Below are 20,240 nucleotides of genomic sequence, written 5' to 3'. Positions count from 1 at the left end.
GCCGCTCACTCCCCGATAAGGGCGTCAACGAACGCCTCCGGCTCGAACGGCGCCAGATCGTCGGCCCCCTCGCCCAGCCCGACCAGCTTCACCGGCACGCCCAGCTCGCGCTGGACCGCGACGACGATGCCGCCCTTGGCCGTGCCGTCCAGCTTGGTGAGCACGATGCCGGTGATGTCGACGACCTCGGCGAAGACGCGGGCCTGGACCAGACCGTTCTGCCCGGTCGTCGCGTCCAGCACGAGGAGGATCTCGTCCAGCGGCGCGTGCTTCTCGACGACCCGCTTGACCTTGCCGAGCTCGTCCATGAGGCCGGTCTTGGTGTGCAGGCGGCCGGCGGTGTCGATGAGGACGACGTCGGAGCCCATCTCCTTGCCCTCCTTCACCGCGTCGAAGGCCACGGAGGCGGGGTCGCCGCCCTCCGGACCGCGCACGGTGTAGGCGCCGACGCGCTCGCCCCAGGTCTGGAGCTGGTCGGCGGCGGCGGCACGGAAGGTGTCGGCGGCGCCCAGGACGACGCTGCGGCCGTCAGCCACGAGGACGCGGGCGAGCTTGCCGGTGGTGGTGGTCTTGCCGGTGCCGTTGACACCGACGACCATCACGATGCCGGGCTTGCTGGTCTCCGGCTCGGTCTTCACCGTGCGGTCGAAGTCGGTGCCGACCAGCTTGAGCAGCTCCTCGCGCAGCAGGCCGCGCAGCTCCTCGGGCGTGCGGGTGCCGAGGACCTTCACGCGCGCGCGCAGCCCGTCGACCAGTTCCTGGGTGGGCAGTACGCCGACATCGGCGGTGAGCAGCGTGTCCTCGATCTCCTCCCAGGTGTCCTCATCGAGGTGCTCGCGCGACAGGAGCGTGAGCAGCCCCTTGCCGAGGGCGTTCTGGGAGCGGGAGAGCCGGGCGCGCAGGCGGATCAGGCGGCCGGCGGTGGGCTCCGGGACCTCGATCTCGACGGGCGGGAGCTCTTCGACGACGGGAGGTTCCTCGACGGCGGTCGGTGCTCCGCCGCCCGGAAGGTCCACCTCCTCTATGGTCCGGCGCGGTTCGTCGCGCGGCGTTTCGGCCTCGTCGCCGACGTGCGGCTCGGCCGGAGGGGCGGTGATGTCGGGGGCGGCGGGGGGCGGCGGAGGCAGCTGCTTCTTGCGACGGCTGCCGACGATGAGCCCACCGAGCGCGCCGAGCACGACCACGGCGATGACTACAGCAAGGATGAGGATGTCCATAACACAGCCAGTATGCGTGACCTCCCGCTCGGCCGTTCGTCGTACGCGCAGGGGCCACAAGCTCGGAAGGCGGGCCTCTGGCAGTCTGACGACCCGTCAGCTATGGTCCCCGCACACCCGCCCGGTGAAGGGGGACCCCCATGCCCGTCACGGTCGTACGCTTCAACCTCGTCGAGCCCGACGCGACCCCCGCCTCGCTCACCGCCCGCTATCGGGCGGCCCTGGAGATGGCCGCGTACGCCGACGAGCACGGCATCACCACCGTGCAGACGGAGGAGCACCACGGCGCCGACAACAACTGGCTGCCGTCGCCCTTCGCCTTCGCGGCCGCGGTCTTCGGCGCGACCCGGCGCATCGCGGTCACCGTTTCGGCGATCATCGGCCCGCTGCACGACCCGCTGCGGCTGGCCGAGGAGATCGCCGTACTGGATCTGCTGAGCGGCGGGCGGCTGGTGACGGTCGCCGGGATCGGGTACCGGCCCGAGGAGTACGCCCTGTTCGACGTGGACTGGAAGCGGCGCGGCAAGATCCAGGACGAGCTCCTCGACACCCTGCTCAAGGCGTGGACCGGCGAGCCGTTCGAGTACCGGGGCCGTACGGTCCGGGTCACTCCGCGCCCGTACACCGATCCGCACCCGCTGCTGCTGGTCGGCGGCTCCTCGAAGGCCGCCGCCCGCCGGGCCGCCCGGCTCGGTCTGCCGTTCTTCCCCAGCGCGCATCTGCCGGAGCTGGAGGCGTACTACAAGGAGCGGCTCGTCGAGTACGGCACCGAGGGCTGGACCATGATGCCGGCCGCCGAGACGCCGCTGCTGCACGTGGCCGAGGACCCCGACCGGGCGTGGGCGCGCTACGGCGGGCATTTCCTGCACGAGGCGCGGACGTACGCCTCCTGGCAGTCCGGGGACGTGCGGTCGGCGGTGAAGTCGGCGGCCACGACGGTGGAGGAGCTGCGTGCCGAGGGCGTGTACCGGATCGTGACGCCGCAGGAGTGCGTAAGCCTGGGCTTCGACAACTACGTCTTGCATCCGCTGTCGGGCGGGATGCCGGTGGAGGAGGGGTGGCGGGGCCTGCGGCTGTTCGCGGAGGAGGTGCTTCCGGCGCTGGGCGACTGACGCGCGCGGATATTCGATGGCCCTGGCCGGGCGGCGGCTTATCCACTGGGAACGTGCCGGACGACGTCTATCAGTCCGGCGGCTTCGAGTCCTGGCGTAGGACCGTGTGGGGATCGCAGTTCGTGCGCGCGCTGGGTGCGCGCTTCCTGCCCGTACTGGCCGAGCGGGACCTGGCGGTGGAGGCCGGGGAGGTGCCGGAGTTCCTGCGCGAGGTCGCCCTGCTGCGCGCCCATCTCGACGCGATCGCGCAGGGCGCCAAGCACCCGCGGACGGTCGATATCTGGTGACGTACGAGAACCGCCGCCCCGGCTCGGGCAGTGGCCGAGCCGGGGCGGCGGCGGGTTACGGGGAGAGGGGCAGCGGGGACTTGGCCCTTCTCCCCGAGTTCGGGGGCCGGTCAGCCCATGTCCTCCAGCTTCTTGCCCTTGGTCTCGGGCACGAACTTGAGGATGAAGGGGATGGAGAGGAAGGCGAACACCGCGTACATGACGTAGGTGAGCGACAGGTTCCAGTCCGACAGGTCCGGGAAGGTGATCGTGATCACCCAGTTGGCGATCCACTGGGCCGAGGCGGCCACACCCAGGGCGGCGGCGCGGATCTTGTTCGGGAAGACCTCACCGAGCATGACCCAGACGACCACGCCCCAGGACAGGGCGAAGAAGAGAACGAACGCGTTGGCGGCGATCAGCGCCACGTAGCCCTGCGCGGTCGGCAGCGGGTCGTTGCCGTTCTGGAAGGAGAAGGCCCAGGCGGCCGCCGCGAGCGCGATGCCCATGCCGACGGAGCCGATGAGGGCGAGCGGCTTGCGGCCGATGCGGTCGACGAAGATCATCGCGATCACGGTGCCGATGATGTTGATGATCGAGGTCTCGAACGAGTAGAAGAACGAGCTCGACGGGTCGACGCCCACGGACTGCCACAGCAGGTTCGAGTAGTAGAAGATGACGTTGATGCCGACCAGCTGCTGGAAGACGGACAGGCCGATACCGATCCACACGATCGGCAGCAGACCGAACCGGCCGCCCAGCAGGTCCCGGAACGTGGACTTGTGGTCGCTGCGCATGGCCTGGTCGATCTCGGCGACCCGGCCGTCCAGGTCGGTGCCGCCCTCGACGTCGGCGAGCACCTTCTTGGCGTCGTCGATGCGGCCGACGCTGATCAGATAGCGCGGGGACTCGGGGATGGCGAAGGACAGCAGGCCGTAGATCACGGCGGGTACGAGCATCACGCCGAGCATCCACTGCCAGGCCTCCAGGCCCGCGACCGTCCCGCGCTCCTCGCCGTCGGCCATGTTGAGGATGGCCCAGTTGACGAGCTGGGAGACGGCGATGCCGATGACGATGGCGGCCTGCTGGAACGAGGCGAGCCGGCCGCGGTAGGCGGGCGGGGCGACCTCGGCGATGTAGGCCGGGCCGATGACCGAGGCCATGCCGATGGCGATGCCGCCGAGGACACGCCAGGCGGCGAGGTCCCACGCGGCGAACGGGAGGCCGGAACCGACGGCACTCACGGCGAACAGCACCGCCGCGATCTGCATGACGCGGATGCGGCCGATGCGGTCGGCTATGCGGCCGGCGATCGCGGCGCCCACGGCACTACCGAGCAGGGCGCTGGCGGCGACGGTCCCGGTGACGCCGGAGCTGAGGTCGAACCGGGCCTGGATGCCGCCGTTGGCTCCGTTGATGACGGAGCTGTCGTAGCCGAAGAGGAAGCCGCCCATGGCGGCCGCCGCGGTGATGAAGACGACGTGCCCGAGATGCTCGGGGTGCGCCGTCCTGGCTCCTGACGTGGGTGCCTGCGCTGTGCTGGTCACGTGTACTCCTCGGGCACCGGCAACGCTGCCGGGTGAAGGCAAAAGCAACGTCGCCCAACCTATGTCTTCAAGTTTCGAAGTCAAGAGGAGGTATGTGTGACCTTGGAGACCAGAGGTGATGGGAATGTGTTCAATTCTTGAATGAAACAGGGAGTGTGCGTCAGCGCAGTCGCTGGCTGATGACCTTGGACACCCCGTCGCCCTGCATGGAGACGCCGTACAGCGCGTCGGCGACCTCCATCGTGCGCTTCTGGTGGGTGATCACGATCAGCTGCGAGGCTTCCTGCAGCTCCTGCATGATGCGGATCAGCCGCTGCAGGTTGGTGTCGTCGAGGGCGGCCTCGACCTCGTCCATGACGTAGAACGGGCTCGGCCGGGCCTTGAAGATCGACACCAGCAGGGCAACGGCGGTGAGTGAGCGCTCACCACCCGAGAGCAGCGACAGCCGCTTGACCTTCTTGCCGGGGGGACGTGCCTCGACGTCGACACCCGTGGTGAGCATGTTGTCGGGATCGGTCAGGATCAGCCGCCCCTCGCCACCGGGGAAGAGCCGGCTGAAGACGCCCTCGAACTCCCGGGCCGTGTCCCGGTAGGCCTCGGTGAAGACCTGCTCGACGCGCTCGTCGACCTCCTTGACGACCTGGAGCAGGTCGGCTCGGGTCTTCTTCAGGTCCTCGAGCTGCTCGCTGAGGAACTTGTGCCGTTCCTCCAGCGCCGCGAACTCCTCCAGCGCGAGCGGGTTGACCTTGCCGAGCTGCTGGTAGGCGCGCTCGGCGGACTTGAGCCGCTTCTCCTGTTCGCCCCGGACGAAGGGCTTGGGCTGGTTGCGGGGGTGCTCGGGGTCCTCGGGGAGCTGCTCGCCCTCGGCGGCCAGGGAGGGCGGTACGAGCTGGTGGGGGCCATACTCGGAGACGAGCCCGGCCGGCTCGACGCCCAGTTCCTCCAGCGCCTTGGTCTCCAGCTGCTCGATCCGCATCCGCTTCTCGGCGCCGAGGACTTCGCCACGGTGGACGGAGTCGGTCAGCTTGTCGAGTTCGCCCTTGAGGTCGCGGCCTGCGGTGCGGGCGGCGGCCAGCTCCTGCTCACGCCGCGCCTTCGCGGCTTCGGCGGCGGTGCGCTCCTCGTCGGCGCGGGCGAGGGAGACCTCGACGTGCGCGAGGAGTTGGCGCGCGCCGGAGGCGACGGCTTCGGCGACGGCCGCCTCGTGGCGCAGCCTCGCCCGCCGCTGCTCGGCACGCGCGCGTGCCTCTCGCTCCGCTCGGGCGGCGCGGTCGAGGGAGTCGGCGCGGCCGGCGAGTCCCTTGACACGTTCTTCGTGCGTACGGACCTGGAGGCGCGCCTCCATCTCGGTCTGGCGCGCGTTGGCGCCGTCGGCGGCGAGACGGTCCCGTACCGACGTGTCGGGTTCCTCCTCGACCGGCATCTCCTCGGCGACGGCCAGCCGTTCGGCCAGCTCCTCGACCTCCTGGAGGGCCTTGTCGAGGGCGTCCTGGGCCCGCGCTGCGGCGGCGACGGAGCGCTCCGCTTCGCCCGCGGCGCCCCTTGCCTGGCCTGCGAGCCGGCCGAGCTGCTGGGCGACCGCCGACTTCTCCCGGTCGGCCGCCCGGCGCCGCTCCCCCAGTGCCTCCACGAGCCCGGCACACTCCTTGCGCCGCTCACCCGCCGCATGCTGTGCCCCGGCCAGCTCCTCACACCGGACGGCCAGCTCTTCCAGCTCGGCAGCGGCCTCGTCCACGGAGGCCTGCACTTCGAGCAGACTGGGCGCCCCGGCGGACCCCCCGTGCGCGAAGTGCGCGCCCAGCAGGTCGCCTTCGGCGGTGACGGCGATGAGGTCGGGGTGGGTATAGACGAGGTCTTCGGCGTCTTCGAGGGTGCCGACGACGACGATGCCGCGCAGGAGACGGCGTACGGACGGCATGAGCTCGGAGGGGCCGCGGACGAAATGTGCCGCGTGAGGATGCCGGGCGTCTGCGGGTTCATCGTGGCTTGTCGCGCCCCGCGGCGGAGCCGCATATTGATACAGCCCCGCGCCCCTGGGGTCGGCTGCCGCACCGGTGTCCTGCGGTGCTCCCGCCAGCAGCAGCGACGCCCGTCCACCGTCCTGCTTGCGCAGGAGTCTGATCGCGTCTGCCGCGGCCGACGGTGAGGTGACCGCCAGGGCATCCGCCGCTGCGCCGAAGGCGGCCGCCAGTGGCACCTCGTACCCGGGCGTCACCGTCAGCAGTTCCGCGGCCGGGCCCAGCAGCCCCGTGAGACGGTCCTTCGCACCCAGCAGCGCGCCCGTGCCGTCCTTGCGCCGCAGCCCCAGCGCCAGCGCCTCGTGGCGGGCCTGGGTCGCGGCGCGCCCCCGTTCCGCCGCGGTGGCCGCCTCGCGGGCCGCGGACAGGGCGGCCTCCGCCTCCGTGAGCTGCTGCTTCGCCGCCTCGTGCTGCTCGGCGAGTTCCGCGTCGCCGGCGTCCAGGCCGTCGACCTCGGCTTTCAGGGCCTCGTACTCCTCCTGCGCGGCGAAGGCCCGCTCCTGGGCCTCGTCGCGGGCAGCGGCCAGGCGGTCGATCTCGGCCTGGGCGGAGGCGGCACGCGAACGGGCCGCGTTGACCTGGCCGTTCAGCCGGGCGAGGCCCTCGCGGCGGTCCGCGATGGCGCGGGCGACGTCCTTCAGGCGCCGTTCTTCCTGCGTGAGCTCACGTTCCAGTTCGGCACGGTGGGCGACCGTGTCCTCAAGGGCCCGCTCGGCCGCCTCCAGGGCCGCTTCGAGCTCGGCCTCCTGCTCGCGGATCCGGGCGGCCTCGCGCTCCATGTCCTCGGGGTCGCGGCCCCGGCGTTCCTCCAGCGGTGCGGACGTGGCGCTCTTCACGCGCGCGTCGGCCAGCGAGATCGTGCCGCGCACCCGCTCCGCGAGCTGGGACAGCTCGTACCAGGTCTGCTGGGCCCGCTGCAGCCGCGGCGTGAGCTGCCGTACCTCGTCCTCCAGGAGGGCCTCGCGCTGGAGCGCCTTCTTCAGCTCCTGCTCGGCGGACTCCTTGCGCTCCTTCAGGGCGGCCTCGTCGGCGACCTCGGCCTGGAGCGCCTCCTGGAGCCGTACGAGATCGTCGGCGAGGAGGCGGAGCCGGGCGTCGCGCAGATCCGCCTGGATGACGGCGGCCCTTCTCGCCACCGCCGCCTGGCGGCCCAACGGCTTCAACTGCCGGCGCAGCTCGTCCGTCAGGTCCTGCACGCGCGCGAGGTTGGCCTGCATCGCGTCCAGTTTCCGAAGGGCCTTCTCCTTGCGCTTGCGGTGCTTGAGGACGCCTGCGGCCTCCTCGATGAAGGCGCGGCGGCCCATGGGGTCGGCGTGCAGGACGGAGTCGAGCTGGCCCTGGCCGACGATGACGTGCATCTCGCGGCCGATGCCGGAGTCGGAGAGGAGCTCCTGGATGTCGAGGAGGCGGCAGGTGTCGCCGTTGATCTGGTACTCGCTGCCGCCGTTGCGGAACATGATCCGAGTGATGGTGACCTCGGAGTACTCGATGGGCAGTGCGCCATCGGAGTTGTCGATGGTCAGCGAAACCTCGGCACGGCCAAGTGGCGGACGGCCGGTCGTGCCGGCGAAGATGACGTCCTCCATCTTGCCGCCGCGCAGCGACTTGGCACCCTGCTCGCCCATGACCCAGCTGAGCGCGTCCACGACGTTGGACTTGCCCGAGCCGTTCGGACCGACGACGCACGTGATCCCCGGCTCGAACCGGAGCGTGGTCGCCGAGGCGAACGACTTGAACCCGCGGAGGGTCAGGGCCTTGAGGTGCACGCCGCTGGACTCTACCTTCCGCTGGTATCCCACTCCATGAACCCGCGGTTTCACCGATGAACGTGCAGGGCACACCAGACGTTAAAGAGGGTGAAAGGATGCGCGGGGCAGTAAGCCGGGAGCAAGAAAGAAGGGACGCCGAAGCGTCCCTTGCAACTTCTGACGGCTGGCGGACCAGTCGCCTGACAACTACTTAGCGGTTGGATACGGGCCGCCCAACCACTGCTTGTGCTGTTGTGGAGCGATGCAGTGATCAGGTGAGCGCAGGCTCCGCCTGGTGTGCGTCGATGCTCTCCATGATCCTGTCGTGAGAAGCGGCAGCCTGCAGAGCGTCGTTCTCCGCCTGGATCCGTCCGAGCTCGGATTCCAGGTCCTGGACACGCTGCTGGAGCCGTCGCATCTCGGCGAGGAGTCGAGGGTCGGAGCCGCCGACGTAACCGAGAAGCGCCTTTGCCATGATGGATGGTCCTCCACACTGAGTGACCGACCGATGCGGTGTGGGTCGTGAGGGATTCGCACCCGCGGTTGCTTGGCAGGCCTGGAGTTGTGCTGCCGTTCAGCCATGCCAAACAGCTAAGGTGCGCGGGGCTTTCAGCGTCTCACCAAAAAGTTTGACGGTCAACACGATCACGCCCCGTATTGGCGGGCAACCCGGGGGCGCGCGGCCGGAAAGCGGCGGCGCGGCGACTCCTGCGGGGCCTCAGGGCGTGGCGATCATCCTTACCGCCGGAGCCTGCCACTGCAACCGGGTTCTTGGCAACCACCTGCTCCTTTCTGCTCGGGGCAGTTGCCGGTGGCAGGTCCCTCCGCTTGTGCCGGGGCCGCTTTACAGATCCGGCTCAGCGGATGGCGAAGCCGTCGTAACCCCCGCGAGGTGTGTCCCAGATCTCGGTGACACCGTCCACATGCCCGGGCGTGTCGTCACCCTGGAGCCAGTCCAGCAGCCCCTCGCAGCCGTCCCGGGCCCCCTCCGCGACGACCTGGACCCGTCCGTCGTCCAAATTGAGAGCAAAACCACTCAGGCCGCCGATCTCGAGCGCCTTGGCCCGCGTGAACCAGCGAAAACCCACGCCTTGTACGCGTCCACGCACCCAGGCGACCAGCCGTACATCCTCGCTCATGAGTGCAACCTAACGGGCCAATGTCTCTTCGGGCACTTCCTCCTCCGGCGCCATGCGGTACCGTCCCCACCCAATGAATCCCATATGAAACTCACACGATCGAGTGAGTTCTGTGAGGACGTTGAGACCGCACGGACGAGGAAGGCCAGAACATGGGACGCCACCGACGCTCCGCCGCCGGCCGCGCCGCCACGGGCCGCGCCACGGGGGTCACACATACGGACGGCTCCTATACAGAGGGCCACGCCCCGCGGGACTCGCACACGGGCGACCACCCCACACAGATGGGCATCGCGCCGTATCTGAATCCGGAGGCGTACGCCGAGGCCTACGCGAAGAGCGACGCCTACCTCTTCGCCTCGGACGACGGCTACGACCGGATCACCGGCCCCACGACCTTCCCGAGCGACGCCGCATCCGGCAGTGGCTCCGCCGCGGGTGCGGCCACCGCAGTCCTCCGCAGTGACGGCTTCACGCCCTCCGGCGGCTCCCGGCAGCCCGCGGGCGGCTCGCACCGCCGCCGCAAGAAGAAGGCCGTGGCTCCGGTGAAGACCGGGCTGCTCGGCGTCTCCGCGGCGGTCGCCCTGGGCACGGTCGCGGTCACCACCGGCGCGATACCCGGCATCGAAAACTACCAGCTCGGCGGTTCGGGCGCCGCGGACAAGGTGCAGGCCGCCGACACCCCGACCAACGCCCCGAGCGAGCAGGGCGGCACGTCCGGCAGCGCCGACAGCCACGCCGACGGCGGCTCGACGAGCCGCGACGTCCAGCGGCCCGCCTCGCCGTCCCCGTCGACCTCGTCGGCCGCGCCGACGAAGACCCCGTCGAAGAAGCCGTCGGCCACGCCCAGCCAGAAGCCGAAGGAAACCCCTTCGCGTACGGCGACGAAGGCGCCCGAGAAGGAGAAGACCCGCGCCCCCGTGACGGTGTCCGCGGAGACCGCCGCCGCGGCCGAGGTGCTGAGCCTCGTCAACGACGAGCGCGCCCAGGTGGGCTGCAGCGCGGTCGCCGCCAACAGCTCACTGGCCGATCTGGCCCAGGACTTCAGCGAGGACATGGCCGAGCGCGGCTTCTTCGACCACACCGACCCCACCGGGGCCTCCCCGTGGGACCGGGCCGCGAAGGCGGGCATAACCGACCTCGGCGGCGAGAACATAGCCCGCGGCCAGGCCGACGCGGCCGCGGTGATGGACGCCTGGATGAACAGCCCGGGCCACAAGGCCAACATCCTGAACTGCGACTTCAAGACGCTGGGGGTCGGTGTGCACTTCGGCTCCGGCGGGCCCTGGTGGACGCAGGACTTCGGCTACTGACCGGCTGTCAGTCCTCGGCGAGGCCCACAGGGCGCAGGGCCGACCGGTAGTCGCCGGTGGCGACGAGGTCGTCGATGACCTGGACCATGGCGGGGATGCCCGGGTCCCGGACCATCAGGTTGTCCCAGCCGTAGAAGTACCGGCCGCCGAGACATTCCCCGGCGTCCTTCCAGCGGTCCATCAGGCGGCGCGCCTCGTCGAGGGTGAAGACGGTCCCGGACCAGCGCTGTCCGTCGGCGAACGTCACCCACATGTCGACATCGCCGACCTCGTCGAGGTCCTCCCCCGCGCCCGCGACGAAGCAGATCTCGTACCCGTCCCTGCGCACCCAGTTCATTACGGCGCGACTCAGGCGGCCGCGACGCGCCCCCGCGCGAACACCTTCGCCGTCTCGGCCACCCGGCGCCCGAGGTGCTCGGCCGTCGCGACGTCGGCCTTGTGGACGGCCTCCGGGCCCTGGTCGGCGTTGGTCTGGGCGGCGGCGCCGGCGAAGACGCCGAGGCGGTTGAGGTCGTTCTCGGAGCCAGCGCTGTTGTTCCAGCCGGGGAGCAGGCCGAGGTTGATCCAGTGCATGCCGAGCTGGGCGGCCAGGATCTGGAAGAACTGCAGGGTGTGCAGCTTGTCGCCGCTCTTGGAGGCGGAGTTGGTGAAGCCGGCGGCCAGCTTGTCGGTCCAGGCCTGCTCGGCCCAGCGCTTCGAGGTGGCCTCCGCGAAGACGTGGAAGGCGCCGGACGCGGTGCCCATGTAGGTCGGCGAACCGAACACGATGGCATCCGAGCCGTCGAGGGTCGCCCACTGCTCCTCGGTGATCTCGTCCACCTTGATCAGGTGCACCTCGGCACCGGCCTCGACGGCACCCGATCGGACGGCCTCGGCGATGACGGCGGTGTGGCCGTAGCCGGAGTGGTAGGCGATGGAGACAACAGGGGTGGTCACGTACGTACTCCTGAGATAGGCAGCTCACTGGTGATAACGAAAGGAAAGCACTAACTTTTAGGTAGTGCAATCTGCCGGTTAGCGCTGCATTCGCGTACGCTTGAGATATGGACACCACGCAGGAGCGCACGGAGGCGCAGAACCTCCCGTACGACGTGTTCGCCAAGGCCTGTCCCTCGCGCGGCACACTGGAGCACGTCACGGGCCGCTGGGGCGGACTCACGCTGGGCGCCCTGTACGAGGGCTCGCTGCGCTTCAACGAGCTGCGCCGCCGTGTCGACGGCGTCAGCGAGAAGATGCTGTCCCAGACACTGCACGCCCTGGAGCGCGACGGCCTGGTGCACCGCGAGGCCCAGCCGACCAATCCGCCCCGCGTGGACTACGAGCTGACGCCGCTGGGCCGTGACGTCGCCGAGCGGCTGCTGAGCCTCATCCACTTCGTGGAGGGCCGGATGGACGACGTGCTCGCGGCACGTCAGCACTACGACGAGACGCGCGGCGCCCGCTGACACTTCGGGCAGAAGTAGCTGGACCGGTTCATCCAGGGCCGCCGGCGCATCGGCGTACCGCACCGCTTGCACGGCAGCCCTTCACGGCCGTACGCGTCCAGCGATCGGTCGAAGTAGCCCGACTCGCCGTTGACGTTGACGTACAGGCTGTCGAAGCTGGTGCCGCCCACCGCGAGGGCGGCGTTCATCACGTCCCTTACGTGGCCCAGGAGTTCGAGGGTGCGCGGGCGGGTGAAGGTCGCCGTCGGGCGGTCGTAGTGGAGGCGGGTGCGCCACAGGGCCTCGTCCGCGTAGATGTTGCCGACACCGCTGATCAACGACTGGTCGAGCAAGGCCCGTTTGATCGTCGTGCGCTTGCGGCGCAGAGCCTGGTGGAAGGCCTCGTCGTCGAAGAGCGGGTCGAGGGGATCGCGGGCGATGTGCGCGATGACGTCGGGCAGGCCGCCGTGGGTGTTGTCGTGCAACGACAGGCCGCCGAAGGTGCGTTGGTCCACGAAGCGCAGTTCGGTGCCGAGCACGTCCGCGAAGCGCACGCGGATCCTGAGGTGCTTCTCGTCGGGCACGCTCTGCGGCTGCATCAGCAGCTGGCCGCTCATCCCGAGGTGGGCCAGGATCGACTGCTCCGTGTCCTCCAGGGGCAGCCACAGGTACTTGCCGCGACGGCTCGGCGTGCCGATGCGGTGGCCCTTGAGGCGGTGCGCGAAGTCGTCCGCGCCCGCGACATGGCGGCGTACGGCACGCGGGTGCAGCACCTCGGCGTCGGCGACAGTGCGATGGGCGACCCACCGCTCCAGACCGCGTCGGACGACCTCGACCTCGGGCAACTCGGGCATGGCTCCCCCGTACTCCCCGTGTTCCTACGACTCAGGATATGAGCCGAGCGCCCGGCCCAGGGCAGGCACGGGCGCTCGGATCGCGCTGTTCCGGTCAGGCGGAGGCCGATGACGCGTCGGCGTCAGCGTCAGCGTCGGGCTCGGCGGCTTCGGCTGCCGCCTTCGCCTTCTTGGCGCGCTCCTCCGCTGCGGCCTTGATGGACCGCCACGCGGATTCCGCGGCCTGCTGCTCCGCCTCCTTCTTGCTGCGGCCGGTGCCGGTGCCGTACGAGACGCCTCCGACGCGGGCGGCAGCAGTGAAGGTCTTCTCGTGGTCGGGGCCGGTCTCCGTGACCAGGTACTCGGGGACTCCGAGGCCTTCGGTCGCGGTGAGCTCCTGGAGACTGGTCTTCCAGTCCAGGCCGGCTCCGAGGTTCGAGGACTTCTCGATCAGGGGGTCGAACAGGCGGTGTACCAGCTCCGCCGCCGAGTCCAGGCCCTGGTCGAGATAGACCGCGCCGATCACCGCTTCCAGGGTGTCGGCGAGGATGGACGCCTTGTCCCGGCCGCCCGTGCCCTCTTCACCGCGGCCGAGCCGGATGAAGGAGCCAAGGTCAAGGCCGCGACCGACCTCCGCCAGCGCACGCGAGTTGACCACCGCGGCCCGCAGCTTGGCCAGCTGGCCTTCGGGCAGGTCGGGGTGGGTGCGGTACAGCGTGTCCGTGACCACGAGGCCGAGGACGGAGTCCCCGAGGAACTCCAGGCGCTCGTTGGTGGGCAGACCGCCGTTCTCGTATGCGTAGGAACGGTGGGTCAGCGCACGCACCAGAAGGGCGGACTCGAGCTTGTACCCGAGCCGCCCTTCCAACAGCGTGTGGGACGAGGCTGTGTTGTCCGCTGCGTTCTTCTTCGGCGTGGACACAGTGCCTCTCACCAGCCGCTCAGACCTCGAGGACCTGGCGCTTGTTGTAGGTGCCGCACGACGGGCACGCGATGTGCTGCTGCTTGGGCTCGTGGCAGCGCTCGCACGCAACCAGAGTGGGGACCGCAGCCTTCCACTGCGACCGGCGGTGGCGCGTGTTGCTGCGCGACATCTTCCGCTTCGGAACAGCCACGGCTACTTCTCCTGCTTCTCGTCGACGCCCGGTTCGGCGCCGCTCATCTCGTCCTTCTCGCCGTCTTCGAGTGAACCGGCGAGTCCCTGCAGTGCCGCCCAACGGATGTCGACGGCGTCATGGTGGTGGTCCGGGTCGTCCGCGAGGCGTGCGCCGCACTCGGCGCACAGTCCCGGGCAGTCTTCCTGGCACACCGGCTGCATCGGCAGTGCGAGCACCACCGCATCGCGCAGCACGGATTCGAGGTCGAACAGGCCGTCCTCGAGAAAGAGCCTGTCCTCGTCGTCCTCGGCGTCGTCGCCGGGTTCCGCACCGTGGTGGTGACGGCCCCGATCATCGGCGTCAGGGTACGAGAACATCTCCTGGAAGTCCGCTTCGACGTCGAGCTGAAGCGGCTCCAGACACCTTACGCACTCCCCCTCGGCCTGTGCACGGCCGGTGCCTGTGACAAGCACACCTTCCATGACCGACTCGAGTCGGAGCTCGAGCTCCACCGGGGCGCCTTCCGGCACTCCGATGACTCCCTGGATACCGAAGTCCTTGGGAGCGTCGACCGTGCGGGTCAGGCGCTGCAGCGCACCGGGCCGCCGGCCCAGCTCGTGTGTGTCGAACACGAGAGGGTTGCGGTGGTCGAGGCGGGCTGTCACGCCATTCCTGCTTTCGATCTACTGAGCTCAGAGGGTTGCTGCCCTGCGGTGTTCCCGGGCAGCGTTGATCGCGGACGTACACGCGACCGAAGAGCCAGGATACTGGACCTTTCGCTCACGGCCCAATCCGGTGGCCCCTTACTGGCCTCGCCCCTGCTCGTAGGCCCGCAACTGCTCCGCGCTGATCATGCTGGTGTCGAAGAGGCTGGTCTCGTCGAGGGCGTAGCCCTGGTCGCCCTGCGAGGTCTGCTGCGCGGCCTGCTGCTGGGCCTGGTTCGGGTCGTAGGCGGCCTGCTGGGGGGCGTAGCCCTGGTAGGCGTAGGGGTCGGCCTGCTGGTAGCCGTACGGGTCCTGCTGACCGCCGTAGCCCTGCTGGTAGCCGCCGTACGGATCCGCGTTCTGCTGCTGGTAGCCGTACGCCGGCTGCACGGCCGCCTGCTGGTCGTACTGCTGCTGTTGCTGGGCGGGCTGCTCGGCGGGGGCTGACGGGGCGTCCCGCTCGGCGAGGGCGGCGAGGTCGGCCAGGTAGTCGGCGTCGCTGGAGTGCTGGACCGTGCTCATGTCGTCGGCGAGGGCGCCGAGGTCGTCCGTGGCGATACGGCCGTGCAGCTTCTGGCGGCCGCGGCCGACGGCCTCCAGGGTCTTGGCCAGGACCGCCTCGAAGGCGCCGAGCTTGACGTCGACGTACTCGTCGGCGGTGCGGCGCAGGGTCTCGGGGTCGTGGCTGCGCTCGGGGGCGTCCTCGTCCTCGTAGCCCTGCTCGTCGGTGCCGGGGCCGGTGCCGAGGAGCTTCTCGCGGCCGCGGCCGACGGAACCGAGGGTCTTGGTGAGGACGACCTCGAAGTTGGCGAGCTTGGAGTCGACGTAGTCGTCGGCCTCCGCGACGATCTCCTCGGCCTCCTTGCGGGCCTCGGCGAGGATGCGGTCGGCCTCGGCCTGGGAGCGGCGGGCGACCTCCGTGTCGGAGATCAGGGAGCCGCGCTCGGCGTGCGCGGAGTGGATGATCCGCTCGGCCTCCTGACGGGCCTGCTCGACCATCTGCTCGCGGTCGCCGATCAGCTCCTGGGCCTGGGCGAGGGAGCCGGGCAGGGCCTCGCGGACCTCTTCGAGCATCGAGAGCAGGTCGGCTCGGTTGACCACGCACGAGGCCGACATGGGCATCGACCGGGCACCCGAGACGGCCGCGACGATCTCGTCGAGCTTCTTCTGTACGTCCACCGTGTGCTCGCCACTCTCTACAGCTGTGAAGGAGACGGACGGGACGACTGTAGCCCCATCAGTCCCTGCGGAGGCGCTTGTTCAGGGCTTCGAGGACCACCGGGGGCACCAGGTGGGAGACGTCTCCGCCCCAGGTGGCGACTTCCTTGACGAGCGAGGAGGAGAGGAAGCTGTAGGTCGGGTTGGTCGGCACGAACAGCGTCTCGACGCCGGACAGGCCGTTGTTCATCTGGGCCATCTGCAGCTCGTAGTCGAAGTCGCTGACCGCGCGCAGGCCCTTGACGATGGCGGGAATGTCGCGCTGCTTGCAGAAGTCGACGAGGAGGCCGTGGAAGGCCTCGACCCGCACGTTCCCGTACTCGGCCGTGACCTGGCGGATCAGGTCGAGCCGTTCCTCGACCTCGAACAGGCCCTTCTTGGACTTGTTGATCATGACTGCGACGTAGACCTCGTCGTACAGCCTGGAGGCGCGGGAAATGATGTCGAGATGTCCGTTGGTGATCGGGTCGAACGACCCGGGACAGACGGCGCGGCGCACTTGTGATCCCTCGCTCTCCGGTCCGGTCATCGTGCGTCTTCGCACGTAGAGGCGGCGCGACCGTACCAAAACGTTCCCTCGCCGTAGCGACGGGCCCGGAGCGCTTCGAAGCCGTCCGGCCACCTGAATTCGCCGCCTCTGGTGCTGCGCTCCACGGTGACGAGTGCCTCCGGCGCGAGCCAGCCCCCCGAGCGGAGTGTGAGGAGAATCTCGCGAAGATCGTGATCTGTGACTCTGTACGGCGGGTCCAGGAAGACGATGTCGTACGGCTCGGCCGGCGCCGGGGTCTGGATGATCTGCTCGGCTTTGCCCGCCCTCACCTCGGCGCCGGGGAGGCCGAGATTCTTTACGTTCTCGCGGATCACGCGGGCGGCTCGGGCATCGGCCTCGACGAGGAGGGTGTGGCCGGCGCCGCGCGACAGTGCTTCCAGGCCGACTGCGCCTGAACCGGCGTACAGGTCGAGGACCCTCTCCCCCTCCAGGGGGCCGCCGAGCAGGGACTGCCAGGTCGAGAAGAGACCTTCGCGTGCGCGGTCGGAGGTGGGGCGGGTGCCGGTGCCTGGGGGGACGGCGAGGCGACGTCCGCCGGCTGCGCCGGCGATCACGCGGGTCATCTTTGGTCCTTGGTTGTGGGCGGCTTTAGGTCTCAGTGTGGCTGGTCGCGCCCGCGCGGCGGTAGCCGCATATGGATTACAGCCCCGCGCCCCTGAGGAGTCTCCCTCACCCCTTTTCCAAGTACTGCTCCCTTTCCTCGTCCAAGAGGGCGTCCAGGGCCGTCCGTAGGCCGGGGAGCTGCGTCAGCTCAGGGTCCGCCGCCACCAGCGCCGCCGCCTCGTCCCGCGCCTCGGCGATGATCTCCTCGTCCTCGATGACGGCGAGGACCCGCAGGGAGGTACGGGCTCCGGACTGGGCCTGGCCCAGGACGTCGCCCTCGCGGCGCTGTTCCAGGTCGATGCGGGAGAGTTCGAAGCCGTCGAGGGTGGACGCGACGGCGTTGAGGCGCTGGCGAGCCGCGCTCGCCTCCGGCATCTCGGTGACCAGGAGGCAGAGGCCGGGGGCGGAGCCTCGGCCCACACGGCCGCGCAGCTGGTGGAGCTGGGAGACGCCGAATCGGTCGGCGTCCATGATCACCATCGCCGTGGCGTTGGGGACGTTCACGCCGACCTCGATGACCGTCGTGGCGACCAGGACGTCCGTGTCGCCGGCGGCGAAGCGGCGCATCACGGCGTCCTTGTCGTCGGGGTGCATCCGACCGTGCAGGATCTCGACCGAGAGGCCCTGCAGGGGGCCCTTGGCGAGTTGGTCGGCCACCTCCAGGACGGCGAGGGGCGGGCGCTTCTCCGCCTCGTCCTCCGGGGACTTCTTCTTGCCGCTCTTCTTCGGGTCGTCCTCCTCGTCGCCGATGCGCGGGCAGACGACATACGCCTGATGGCCGTTCGCCACTTCTTCGCGCACCCGCTCCCAGGCGCGGGCCAGGAAGTGGGGCTTGTCGGCGGCCGGGACGACATGGGTGGCGATCGGTGAGCGGCCGGCCGGGAGCTGGTCGAGGACCGAGGTCTCCAGGTCGCCGAACACCGTCATCGCGACCGTGCGCGGGATGGGTGTGGCGGTCATCACGAGCAGGTGCGGTGGCTGCTTTCCCTTGCCGCGCAGGGCGTCGCGCTGCTCGACGCCGAAGCGGTGCTGCTCGTCGACCACGACCAGGCCGAGGTCATGGAACTGCACCTTGTCCTCGATCAGCGCGTGCGTGCCGATCACGATCCCGGCCTCTGCCGTGACCAGGTCGAGCAGCGCCTGGCGGCGGGCGGCCGCGCCCATGGAGCCGGTGAGCAGGACCACTTTGGTGGCCTGCTCGGCGCCGCCCAGCATTCCGCCCTCGGCCAGCTCGCCCATCATCTCGACGATCGAGCGGTGGTGCTGCTGGGCCAGCACTTCGGTGGGCGCGAGCATCGCGGCCTGGCCGCCCGCGTCGACGACGGCGAGCATGGCGCGGAGGGCCACCATCGTGTTGTGGGTGACCGTGAAGTTGTCGGTGATGTATGCGTGGCTCGGGTGAGCCACGCTGATGCACTGGGCCGGCTTTCGCCCCACGTACTCGACCGCGCGGATTCCCCGCAGGAAGGTGTGGTTCTTCGGCCGGCGCCGGACACGTTCGGTCTTGCGGGTCAGTCGGAACGGCGCGTAGTCGTCGGGCAGGGCAACCGAGACGTCGAATTCAGCTCGTTTCGGCAGGACGCGCGCACGGCCGCCCAGTGAGCGCACGAGCCAGGCGACATCGTCCGCAAGCCTGCGCGAGGCCGTGCGGAGCGAAAGGCCCATACCGTCCGCATGGACCGTGCCGTCGGTGTCCAGGAGCCCTTGCAGCAGAGCGAGACGGTTCTTGACCGACGTGTTCTTGAAAGCGTCGGGAACGAAGGTGCCATGCGACGTCTCGCCCCAGAGGTTCAGATCCCGCAGGGTCTGGATCACTGGGGTGCGGACGCCGTCGGAACGCTGGGAAAGCTGGATCGTGTAGTCGCAGCGGGAACCCTCAACAGGCACCAGACGGCATTCCGGCGCCACGGCGGCCGCCACGGCATCGCGAGTCTCGTCGTCGATCGTGGACAGACGGAGGTCGTGCGGGAATGAGCCGTCCCCGAGGAGAAGGCCGAACAGGTACGGGTCCAGTGGCAGCGCCGAGTCGCCTCCGAGATCGACCGGTGCTGCCGATGGGATGTGCCACTTCGAGGACCCGTCTGCCTTCAACGTGTCGAGACGGATCTCCCGCGTCGTCATGATCTTTGGAGCCTGGCCCCGGTCCCACCCACCACTCGTGCCGACGATCCAGAGGTGCTCGTCGTCGCATTCCACGGAACTTCCGTCGGAGAGGACCAAGCGCCACACATCGCGTTCTCCTTGCGGGAAGACGCCGTCGATCAGCGCGAGCTCCCCATTCGGCACGACGACTTCGTCCCCCACACTCATGTCGCCCATCCGACGGAAACCGGAGGGTGTGAGCACGAGTGAGTCGAGGGGTTGCGCCTTGCCCGATCCGACCTCTCCCTGGAGCAGCCGGTGCATCGGGTGTTCGGTGGCGATGTCGTCGAAGATCTCCTTGGAGACCTTCTCCTGGCCCTCGGTGAGGGTGAAGGGCAGACGGTCGTCGAAGGCCGTCAGGAGGCCGTCCGGCTTGGGTTTGCGGGCCACCGCGGGGAGTTGGGCGTCGGCGTGGCGGCGGCGGGCGAGGGCCACCTGGAGGACGAAGGCCTCGTCCCACTTGAGGCGGGAGCGGGCGTCCTCGATGTCCGCCTTGGTGTGCGGGCGGTGGATCTTCAGGAGGGCTTCCGGGAGGGAGACCAGGCCACGGCCCTCGCGCAGGGAGTCGGGCAGGGGGTCGATGGCCTCCTGGGCACGGGGAAGGACCGTCTGGATCGCTTTGCCGATCTTCCAGGACTCCAGCTTGGCGGTGGCCGGGTACAGGGGGATGAGGGCGCCGGCCCAGGTCTCGACGGTCTCGTCCGAGTCGCCGCGCAGCAACTCGTATGCCGGGTGGGCGAGTTGCAGGCGGCGGTTGAAGACGGAGACCTTGCCCGCGAACATGGCGCGTGTGCCCGGCAGGAGCTCCTTGTGGGGCTTGTGAACGCCGGCGCCGAAGAAGACCAGTTGGAGTCGGCCGCTGCCGTCCGTGATGGTGACTTCGAGGCGCTGGCCCTTGCCGCGCGGGGCCTTGGCGGAGGCGAAGGTGTGCAGGCGGGCGTCGGCGACCTGGGCGACCACCGTGACGTGCTCGTCCATGGGGAGGTCGGCGAGGTGGGTGAGCTGGCCGCGCTCCTCGTATCTGCGCGGGTAGTGGTGCAGGAGGTCACCGACGGTGTGCAGGCCGAGGTGCTCGGCCATCACCTTCGCGGTGGGAGGGCCGAGCACTTTCTTCAGGGGTTCTTCCAGTGCGGGCACGAGATCCATTCCACACCACGGCACTGACAATGCCGTAGAGGTCACGGCGGCCGCGAAGGTAAACGTCCCGGAAACCCCTGGTCAGGCGGCTCGTTCCGGCCCTAGGATGACGCGCTCCGGCCATCCTTTCGCGGTCACCGCCTCACCGGGACCGCCCGACCCCGCGCCGTCG

19 protein-coding genes are annotated in these 20,240 nt (G+C 69.7%); 4 read left to right on the top strand and 15 right to left on the bottom strand.

The genetic code is table 11. The annotated features are described in order from the left end of the window. Positions 1-5 precede the first annotated feature (5 nt). Entirely contained in the window at positions 6-1,217 is a 1,212-nt protein-coding gene (gene ftsY / locus ADL12_RS33595) for a signal recognition particle-docking protein FtsY (RefSeq protein WP_062709154.1), read from the bottom strand. Positions 1,218-1,357: 140 nt separating this feature from the next. Between ftsY and ADL12_RS33590 the strand changes: the two genes are divergently transcribed. Both ADL12_RS33590 and ADL12_RS33585 read left to right on the top strand, forming a co-directional pair. Further along, positions 1,358-2,329 (top strand): LLM class flavin-dependent oxidoreductase, encoded by a 972-nt coding sequence (locus ADL12_RS33590; protein WP_062709151.1) that lies wholly within the window; start codon positions 1,358-1,360, stop codon positions 2,327-2,329. Between the two features lie 53 nt (positions 2,330-2,382). Beyond that, positions 2,383-2,616, top strand: coding sequence for a hypothetical protein (locus tag ADL12_RS33585; RefSeq protein WP_244188143.1), 234 nt, complete (start codon positions 2,383-2,385; stop codon positions 2,614-2,616). A 110-nt stretch (positions 2,617-2,726) separates the two neighbouring features. On the opposite strand, the gene ADL12_RS33580 is transcribed toward ADL12_RS33585, so the two are convergent. From ADL12_RS33580 to ADL12_RS33565, 4 genes are all read right to left on the bottom strand, one after another. Next, on the bottom strand, positions 2,727-4,142 hold the full coding sequence (locus tag ADL12_RS33580; RefSeq protein ID WP_062709148.1) for a sugar porter family MFS transporter: 1,416 nt from the start codon (positions 4,140-4,142) through the stop codon (positions 2,727-2,729). Positions 4,143-4,302: 160 nt separating this feature from the next. Continuing rightward, positions 4,303-7,926, bottom strand: coding sequence for a chromosome segregation protein SMC (gene smc, locus ADL12_RS33575; protein WP_062709145.1), 3,624 nt, complete (start codon positions 7,924-7,926; stop codon positions 4,303-4,305). Positions 7,927-8,179: 253 nt separating this feature from the next. After that, complete coding sequence (locus ADL12_RS33570) at positions 8,180-8,383, bottom strand: hypothetical protein (protein ID WP_007493378.1); 204 nt, start codon at positions 8,381-8,383, stop codon at positions 8,180-8,182. A 382-nt stretch (positions 8,384-8,765) separates the two neighbouring features. Continuing rightward, positions 8,766-9,047: an acylphosphatase gene (locus ADL12_RS33565; protein WP_062709142.1), complete on the bottom strand. Its 282-nt coding sequence runs from the start codon at positions 9,045-9,047 to the stop codon at positions 8,766-8,768. A gap of 152 nt (positions 9,048-9,199) precedes the next feature. On the opposite strand from ADL12_RS33565, the gene ADL12_RS33560 reads away from it, so the two are divergent. Then, positions 9,200-10,360, top strand: a complete 1,161-nt coding sequence (locus ADL12_RS33560; protein ID WP_062709139.1) for a CAP domain-containing protein — start codon at positions 9,200-9,202, stop codon at positions 10,358-10,360. Positions 10,361-10,367: 7 nt separating this feature from the next. Here ADL12_RS33560 and ADL12_RS33555 read toward each other — a convergent pair whose 3' ends face one another. Then, on the bottom strand, positions 10,368-10,697 hold the full coding sequence (locus tag ADL12_RS33555; protein ID WP_062709134.1) for a hypothetical protein: 330 nt from the start codon (positions 10,695-10,697) through the stop codon (positions 10,368-10,370). An 11-nt stretch (positions 10,698-10,708) separates the two neighbouring features. Continuing rightward, complete coding sequence (locus ADL12_RS33550; RefSeq protein WP_062709131.1) at positions 10,709-11,296, bottom strand: flavodoxin family protein; 588 nt, start codon at positions 11,294-11,296, stop codon at positions 10,709-10,711. Between the two features lie 107 nt (positions 11,297-11,403). Here ADL12_RS33550 and ADL12_RS33545 point away from each other — a divergent pair, with 107 nt between their 5' ends. Further along, on the top strand, positions 11,404-11,805 hold the full coding sequence (locus ADL12_RS33545; RefSeq protein WP_062709128.1) for a winged helix-turn-helix transcriptional regulator: 402 nt from the start codon (positions 11,404-11,406) through the stop codon (positions 11,803-11,805). Here the strand turns inward: ADL12_RS33545 and mutM are convergent. The 8 genes from mutM to ADL12_RS33505 form a co-directional block, all read right to left on the bottom strand. Further along, positions 11,778-12,638 (bottom strand): bifunctional DNA-formamidopyrimidine glycosylase/DNA-(apurinic or apyrimidinic site) lyase, encoded by an 861-nt coding sequence (gene mutM / locus ADL12_RS33540; RefSeq protein ID WP_062709125.1) that lies wholly within the window; start codon positions 12,636-12,638, stop codon positions 11,778-11,780. The two genes, ADL12_RS33545 and mutM, sit on opposite strands and share 28 nt — an antisense overlap. Before the next feature lie 94 nt (positions 12,639-12,732). Then, positions 12,733-13,539, bottom strand: a complete 807-nt coding sequence (gene rnc / locus ADL12_RS33535) for a ribonuclease III (RefSeq protein ID WP_062709122.1) — start codon at positions 13,537-13,539, stop codon at positions 12,733-12,735. Between the two features lie 19 nt (positions 13,540-13,558). Further along, entirely contained in the window at positions 13,559-13,732 is a 174-nt protein-coding gene (rpmF, locus tag ADL12_RS33530; protein WP_003951102.1) for a 50S ribosomal protein L32, read from the bottom strand. 2 nt (positions 13,733-13,734) lie between these two features. After that, positions 13,735-14,379: a YceD family protein gene (locus ADL12_RS33525; RefSeq protein WP_062709120.1), complete on the bottom strand. Its 645-nt coding sequence runs from the start codon at positions 14,377-14,379 to the stop codon at positions 13,735-13,737. A 138-nt stretch (positions 14,380-14,517) separates the two neighbouring features. Then, positions 14,518-15,597 carry an ATP synthase F0 subunit B gene (locus tag ADL12_RS33520; protein ID WP_062709117.1) on the bottom strand — a complete coding sequence of 360 codons (1,080 nt, stop codon included), beginning with the start codon at positions 15,595-15,597 and terminating at the stop codon, positions 14,518-14,520. A 58-nt stretch (positions 15,598-15,655) separates the two neighbouring features. Next, positions 15,656-16,135, bottom strand: coding sequence for a pantetheine-phosphate adenylyltransferase (coaD, locus tag ADL12_RS33515; RefSeq protein WP_062709116.1), 480 nt, complete (start codon positions 16,133-16,135; stop codon positions 15,656-15,658). A gap of 26 nt (positions 16,136-16,161) precedes the next feature. Continuing rightward, positions 16,162-16,749, bottom strand: coding sequence for a 16S rRNA (guanine(966)-N(2))-methyltransferase RsmD (gene rsmD, locus ADL12_RS33510; RefSeq protein WP_062709113.1), 588 nt, complete (start codon positions 16,747-16,749; stop codon positions 16,162-16,164). 106 nt (positions 16,750-16,855) lie between these two features. Then, entirely contained in the window at positions 16,856-20,077 is a 3,222-nt protein-coding gene (locus ADL12_RS33505) for a helicase-related protein (protein WP_062709110.1), read from the bottom strand. Positions 20,078-20,240: the final 163 nt, after the last annotated feature.

This window comes from Streptomyces regalis, from assembly GCF_001509475.1.
In the GTDB taxonomy this organism is placed as follows: domain Bacteria; phylum Actinomycetota; class Actinomycetes; order Streptomycetales; family Streptomycetaceae; genus Streptomyces; species Streptomyces regalis.
Note: the sequence above shows the minus strand (reverse complement) of the source record. Positions and strands in the feature narration are given on the sequence as shown.

Bases quoted from the DNA above. Each gene is read 5' to 3' on its own strand.
- ftsY (WP_062709154.1), bottom strand. From the start codon at position 1,217: ATGGACATCCTCATCCTTGCTGTAGTCATCGCCGTGGTCGTGCTCGGC.
- ADL12_RS33590 (WP_062709151.1), top strand. From the start codon at position 1,358: ATGCCCGTCACGGTCGTACGCTTCAACCTCGTCGAGCCCGACGCGACC.
- ADL12_RS33570 (WP_007493378.1), bottom strand. From the start codon at position 8,383: ATGGCAAAGGCGCTTCTCGGTTACGTCGGCGGCTCCGACCCTCGACTC.
- ADL12_RS33565 (WP_062709142.1), bottom strand. From the start codon at position 9,047: ATGAGCGAGGATGTACGGCTGGTCGCCTGGGTGCGTGGACGCGTACAA.
- ADL12_RS33560 (WP_062709139.1), top strand. From the start codon at position 9,200: ATGGGACGCCACCGACGCTCCGCCGCCGGCCGCGCCGCCACGGGCCGC.
- ADL12_RS33555 (WP_062709134.1), bottom strand. From the start codon at position 10,697: ATGAACTGGGTGCGCAGGGACGGGTACGAGATCTGCTTCGTCGCGGGC.
- ADL12_RS33545 (WP_062709128.1), top strand. From the start codon at position 11,404: ATGGACACCACGCAGGAGCGCACGGAGGCGCAGAACCTCCCGTACGAC.
- mutM (WP_062709125.1), bottom strand. From the start codon at position 12,638: ATGCCCGAGTTGCCCGAGGTCGAGGTCGTCCGACGCGGTCTGGAGCGG.
- rsmD (WP_062709113.1), bottom strand. From the start codon at position 16,749: ATGACCCGCGTGATCGCCGGCGCAGCCGGCGGACGTCGCCTCGCCGTC.
- ADL12_RS33505 (WP_062709110.1), bottom strand. From the start codon at position 20,077: ATGGATCTCGTGCCCGCACTGGAAGAACCCCTGAAGAAAGTGCTCGGC.